Here is a 4,343-nt window from a genome sequence, read left to right as displayed (position 1 = left end):
CCCAATGCCGTCGTCGTAGGGGTTCATCACGCCGTAGGCCTGGAAACTTGCCACGCTCTGGGCCCCCAGCGTGGAGATGGCCTCGGCGATGAACTCGACCGGCAGACCGTCGACATGCGCACGCTGCCGGTTGCCATCTGCGTCGAGTTCGTAGAACGAACCCGGCGCGATACCCGTGGCCACCAGGCTCAGGATCATCCGGGTGAAGATGTCCGGCACGTTGAGCTGACCCGCATACGTGGTGTCGGCCAGGATCATGTCGCACCGGAACACCGCGACCGGCAGGCCGAACAAGTCGTGCGCCTCGCGTAGCAGCACCTCGCCGGCCCACTTGCTGTTGCCGTAACCGTTGGCGTAGCTGTCGTTGATCTTGCGGGTCGGGCTGATGACCCGGATGTCAGCGTCCTCGACGAACTTCGCCGGCTCGATCTGATCGCCCACACCGATTGTCGACACATACGTGTACGGCTTTTGCTTACTGGTCAACGCGATCCGGATCAACTCCGCGGTGCCCAGCGCGTTGGGTCTGAACAGCTCGCTGTACGGCAGCACGTGGTTGACCAGAGCGGCAGGGTCGACGATCAGGTCGACGGTGTCGGCCAGCCGCTGCCAGGTCTGCTGGTCCAGGCCGAGGTTGGCCTCGCCCTTGTCGCCGGCGATGACCTCCAGGTGGTCGGCAGCCAGCTGCTGGTAATGCTCAAGCAGCTTCGGGTCGCCTTCAGGAGAGCCAACGCCGAAGGTCTTGTCGAGACGAGTCCTCGCATCTTCATCTGTCTTGGCCCGCACCAGGGCGATCACCTTGCCGTCGACCAGATCCATGCGCTCTAGCCACTCCAGCGCCAGGTAGCGGCCCAAAAAGCCGGTCGCGCCGGTCAACAGGACAGTGCGCACCTCGGCGCTGGGCCGCGGCAGCGTTGGCGCGGCAGCCAGCGTCGGCGCATCGATGAACTTGTCCAGCGTGAGGTCACTCGCATGAACCTCGGTCGCGTCGCGACCATGGACCGAGGCGAAGCTGGGCCTTTTGGTGCCCTGCCGCTCGCCCTGGATGTAGTAGGCGATGGCCTGCAGGTCGTTGGCCGGGCTGACGATGACGCCCACCGGCACATCGATGCCGAAGATCTCGTGCAACAGGTTGCCAAATGTCAGCGCGGACAATGAGTCTCCGCCCAAGTCGGTAAAGTGCGCATCCGGCGCCAGGTCGGTGGTCGCCGTCCCGAGCATGGCGGCCGCGGCCCGGCTCACCGTTTGCAGCACCGGCGCGTCGGCCCCGCTGCGGCGCAGTTCGCTCAGTTCGTTGGCCTGGCCTTCGGCCAGCTCGGCGTAGACCTGTTCCAGCCGGTCACCGTAGTGCTGCTTCAGCTTCGGCCACGCCAGCTTCCCGATGCCCGTGAGCAGACCGTCCTCCAGCGTGAAAGGTGTTGTCTCGATGATGAAGTCGCGCGGCACCTCGTAGGACTGCAGACCGGCCTCTTTCGCGACGCTCTGCAGTGAATCGGCAATCAGCGGCTTGAGCGTCTCAATGTCGTTGCTAGCCAACGCCTCTTCGGTGGGGACCACGACGGCCAACAGGTACGGCTGTGCGCTGTTGCCATAGACGTAGATCTGCCGGACCAGTGGGCAGTTGCCGAAGACCGCCTCCAGCTTTGCGACGGTGACGAACTCGCCCTGCGCGAGCTTCAAGACGTTGTTGCGGCGATCGACGTACTCAAGCCGACCGGGAGCGACCTCGGCGACGACGTCTCCGGTCCGGTAGTAGCCGTCGGCGTCGAACACGCCGGCGGTGACCTCCGGCCGCTTGTAGTAGCCCGGGAACATGTTCTCGGTCTTGACCAGCAACTCGCCTCGCGGATGCGGCCGGTCGGTGGAGAAGTAGCCCAGATCCGGAACGTCGACCAGCTTGTAGTCGATGACTGGCGGACTTTGCACCTCACCGTCGAACGACACCATCCCGGCCTCGGTGGACCCGTAGCCGTCCGTCAGATTTATCTCGAGCAGGGATTCAGCCCAGGCCTTCAGCTCCGGGGAGGTAGGCGCCGACCCTGTCATCGCGAAGATGCACCGCCCGCCCAGCAGGTACTGCCGCTGCTCGACCAGGACCTCAGTTTCGACGGCCGCGCGGGCGGCAGGGTCGGTCGGGTCGGACAGCCGCCGATCGACTTCGCGCTGGAATTCGCCGAACAGGGTCTCCCAGATTCGTGGCACGAAGTTCAACTCGGTGGGCTGCACCAGCTCGAGGTCCTCGAGCAGCGTGGAGAGGTCACTCTTGGCGGCGAAATACGCTGTGCCGCCATTGCCGAGCGTGCCGTAGAGGATGACGCGTCCCATGCCGTGGCTCATCGGCATGAAGTTGAGAGTGATCGACGCGGCGCTCGGCCCGAACCAGTTGCTGCTGGACCTGCGCCACAACTTGCCGACATTGCTCTGCGGATACATCGCACCTTTGGGTGCGCCGGTGCTGCCGGATGTGTAGACGAGCAGGGCCAGTGGGTCGTCCTCAGCCGGCGCCGCAATTGACTTGTCCGGCAGCGCCTTACCGCGCTCGAGAACGTCGGCCAGGGTCTCGACAATCACCGGGGTACCTGCCAACCGCGCGCGGGCGGTCTCCACGGCCTCGCGCTGGTCGTCGACCTCGGCGTAATAGTCGAACACCACAAGCTTCGCGGGGACATGGCCGCTCAGGAGCAACTCGACGGCGTCGTGCAGCTGGCTCACGCTGGCCGCGATCACGCTGGGCTCGGTCTCGGTCACGATCGGCTGCAGCTGGGTGATCGCCGTGCTCGTTTGTAGCGGAACCGCCACCGCACCGATCTGGCCTAGCGCCAGGTCGATGGTGGCGTAGTCGACGCTGGTGAAGCCCAGCTCGCAAACCCGATCGCCGGCCTGTAGCGGGTCGTTGGCCAAGGCGCGCTTCAGTGCGCCGACGCGGTCGCTTAGCTCACGGTAGGTGATGGTCTCGAAGTGGGGGAGCACCTCCAGTGAGGTGCGTCCGGTCTTTGGGTCCATGACGAACTCAACGGCGCGCTGCCCGAGTGCCGGGCGGTCTGCGTAACCCTCAAGCGCGGTCTGAACGAGCTGCGGCAGTCGCAGCCCCGGTAGCGCAAGGGCGGCGGCGACCGCCGGGCTCGGCTTGGCTGCGGCGAACTGGGGGTCGTTGGCGGATAGGTCCTCGACGCGGCGGGCGACCTCGTTGATGTCGGCGTCCACGGGAATGTCGTCGCCTGTGGTGTAGCTGCTTGGGCCCGAGGCCAGGTAAAGCGCCGCGTTCGCGACCTCCTCGGCCGTGGCGTCGCGGGCCACGCCAGGGCTGATCACGTCGACGCGAATCTTGCGGTCCCGCAACTCACTTGCCCAGGTGCTGGCTAATGATCGCAGCGCCGCATTGATCGCGGTGTACACGCCGATGCCGTCGTTGTCCTTGGCATTCGGGTTCGACGAGTTCAGGATGATTGATCCGCCGTCGTTCAGTAACGGCAGCGCCTTCTGCAGGTGTTCTTGTGTGACTTCGCCGATCCGTGCGACGTCGATGACCGCGGCGTTGGCGAACACGACGTCCAGGCGCCGGCCAGTGTCGGCGACCGCGGCGTAGAGCCGGTCGCGATCCCCTTGCTTACTGCCATCACCCTGCACACCGGTGACGTTCTCGCCGATTTCCTTGGCCGCCGCATCGAGTTCGGCCTGACTCCGTCCGTTGATGAAGACGTACGCGCCCTCCTCGACGAACCGCTTGGCGGTGGCCAACCCGACGCCTGTCGAACCGCCGGTGATTACCGCAGTTTTGCCCTCGAGAAGTGCCATGATCATGCCTTTCGCTAGTTCTGGATTGCCCGGTCAAGAACTTCCGTTCCCGGGCAGCGCTTTTCACCGCGGTGAAGATGGTCACGCCTCAACCCTTCTCGGGGGACATCTGCTGAATGGACCCACAAGCCTGTGTAATCGCCGTCCGAACACTCACCACTGGAATTTGTGGTGTCGTTTTTGAAGCTACGGCGACGCGACCGTTCCCGGCGCTGGGATCAACCGACCGTGCGGCCCCTGCACAGTGTTGTGCAGACGATGAGTACTACTGATTGATGAACTCGCCCGTGGGCTCGGATCGCCGACTGTTGGCTTGGTGGCGCCACTCGCGTGGCCGGCTGGGGTGGCGTCGCTGGACTTCACGGAACCGGTGGATACCGGTGCCTTCTACAAGAATCTGCTACACCCCGCCTTGGGGGTATCCCGGTGCGCTTACGAGCCCATTGACATACTTTCGCCGCCGGCCTGACGGCCGCCGGTGCCTCGGCGCATTTCGTGCAGCACATCAGCAACGTGGCACAGGACTACCGCGACGGCGTCTTGGCGTT

The 4,343-nt window shown here is 64.9% G+C and carries 1 protein-coding gene; it reads right to left on the bottom strand.

Going from position 1 to position 4,343, the window contains the following annotated elements; genetic code table 11:
* Window positions 1-3,795: carboxylic acid reductase (gene car / locus WAN71_RS16345; protein ID WP_422226336.1), on the bottom strand; the 3,795-nt coding region annotated here is incomplete at its 3' end.
* Window positions 3,796-4,343 lie beyond the last annotated feature (548 nt).

It is taken from the genome of Mycobacterium sp. (assembly GCF_049280035.1).
In the GTDB taxonomy this organism is placed as follows: Bacteria; Actinomycetota; Actinomycetes; order Mycobacteriales; family Mycobacteriaceae; genus Mycobacterium.
This window is presented reverse-complemented; position numbering and strand designations above follow the sequence as displayed.